Here is a 2,014-nt window from a genome sequence, read left to right on the forward strand (position 1 = left end):
TTCGGTTCATGCGAACCGAAATCCTATCCGGTATTAGCCCCGGTTTCCCGGAGTTATCCCAGTCTTACAGGCAGGTTATCCACGTGTTACTCACCCGTCCGCCGCTAACCTTTGGGAGCAAGCTCCCAGAGGTCCGCTCGACTTGCATGTATTAGGCACGCCGCCAGCGTTCGTCCTGAGCCAGGATCAAACTCTCCATAAAAGTGTTTGATATAGCTCTTAAAAAAATAGAATTAACGTTGACGCTTTTCTTTGTTCAGTTTTCAAGGAGCAAGGTTTCTATTATAGCACATATATTATTATGTGTCAATATTTTTGGACCTCTAGATTTAATTGATTTATATCATGCATCGCTTAACAGCGACTTTTATAATTTATCATCAATAACGCCTAAAGTCAACGGTTTTATACAGTTTTTTACCTTCCATTTAATTCCTCAATATATACCTGACATAATAAAGGACATGTGTCCCGTATGACACATGCCCAAAATTGATTATTCTTGTTACTGCTACATTTAAATTTTAATAATATGATCTATAAAATACGCACGATTCGTTCGCAAATCAAGCAGTTGATCAGTTTTCTCCACTTTAATAATTGGCCTTAAAGGTGATTTTGTATCAACAAACATTACATCTCCAATAGAACCATCATTTAATTTTACCTTCGAACCTAAAGAGAATTTAGTTACATGTCTTAATAATACTTGGACAATTTCAATATCAAATTTACCAAAGCTGTCTTCAGTCATGATTTCAACCACTTTGAACGGAGATAGAGCAGCAGAAGCGCCCTCTCCTGTACACATTTTATGATAAAAGTCAGCAACTGCTAGAAACCTTGAAAATTTGTGTATCCGTTTTGCTGATTCTTTTAAAGGGTATCCGCTTCCGTCTAATCGCTCATGGTGTTGGAGAACAGCCAATTTAACTGCGTCTTTTAAGGATGGAATATTTTTTAATAAATTATAGCTGTACAACGGATGTTTTCGTATTTCTTCTTCCTGAATCGACAGATTTTTTGTTTTGTTTAGTACTTTTGGATCCACTTTTGAAAAACCGCTATCTGCCATTACACCCGCAAGAGCAATCTGAGCCGCTTCCCCAGATGGAATATTTTGTTTTAAAGCCAAAAAACCGCTAATTAACCCAGTGGCAATACTATGATGGAAAAGATAATTTTCATGTTTTGTGTAACGGTGGAAAAGCAATAATTCATTTGTTTCATTGAAAAATCGAATGAGCAGTGGAATGATAATCTCTCTTATTTTTAAAATATTGATAGAAGATCCAGCTTGCCACTTCAAAAATTCCGTTTTATAAACTTCAACAGCCTTCGTATAATCCGAATAGAAACTAGTATGTTTAGCCGTTTCAATTGTTTCTTCATGTGACTCATTGTAAAGATATGGTTCGCCGTTCTGAAGAGTCTTTTCTATGCTTACCTCATCAATTAAGAAGGCTTCTAAAACCTCTAAAATATCTTTGGTTATGATTGTTTTTTTAGTAATAATGGGATGAACGGATTGAGAAAAAATATCCTCTTTTACGATACATCCTTCAATTAGGTCACGGCGTTTTACTTTCATACGGACACCTCAAGTATGAAAATTCTTTATTTTCATTGTAAAGTTTTATCAGGATTCTTTCTAGACATAACTAAAATAAACTATTAAAACTTATATGTTTATGTATGTTTAAAAAAAGGTTCTCCGTCAAATGTTGGGGTGATGACTAATTGTCGTCACCCTTAACCAATGTGAACCCCAATTCCTTTATATTGATGTGAAAGTAATATTTTGGCTCTAAAGCGTTTAAAGCTTCTAAAGCCAAATGCGTTTCGTTTTAATACTTTGGTTGAGTTATTGATCCCTTCCAAAAAACCATTGGAAAAGTTATATGCAAAACTATTAAGAATTTCGGTTTGCCAGTTTTGAATGGTTTGAATGGCCTTTTTCATTTCTGGAATTTCAGAAGCCTCAACCAGTTGATAAAAATCCTTTAGTTCTTGT

Annotated in this window: 2 protein-coding genes and 1 rRNA gene; all 3 read right to left on the bottom strand. The window is 35.0% G+C overall.

The annotated features are described in order from the left end of the window. Positions 1 to 202: ribosomal RNA gene (locus MLE14_RS22130) — 16S ribosomal RNA — on the bottom strand; the annotation flags it as partial. 315 nt (positions 203 to 517) lie between these two features. After that, complete coding sequence (locus MLE14_RS22135) at positions 518 to 1,591, bottom strand: HD-GYP domain-containing protein (protein ID WP_243300527.1); 1,074 nt, start codon at positions 1,589 to 1,591, stop codon at positions 518 to 520. Positions 1,592 to 1,752: 161 nt separating this feature from the next. Further along, the coding region (locus tag MLE14_RS22140; protein ID WP_243298557.1) for a transposase at positions 1,753 to 2,014 on the bottom strand (262 nt) is incomplete at its 5' end.

Origin of the sequence: Bacillus litorisediminis, from assembly GCF_022808645.1 — a bacterium.
Lineage (GTDB): Bacteria > Bacillota > Bacilli > Bacillales > JC228 > Bacillus_BF > Bacillus_BF litorisediminis.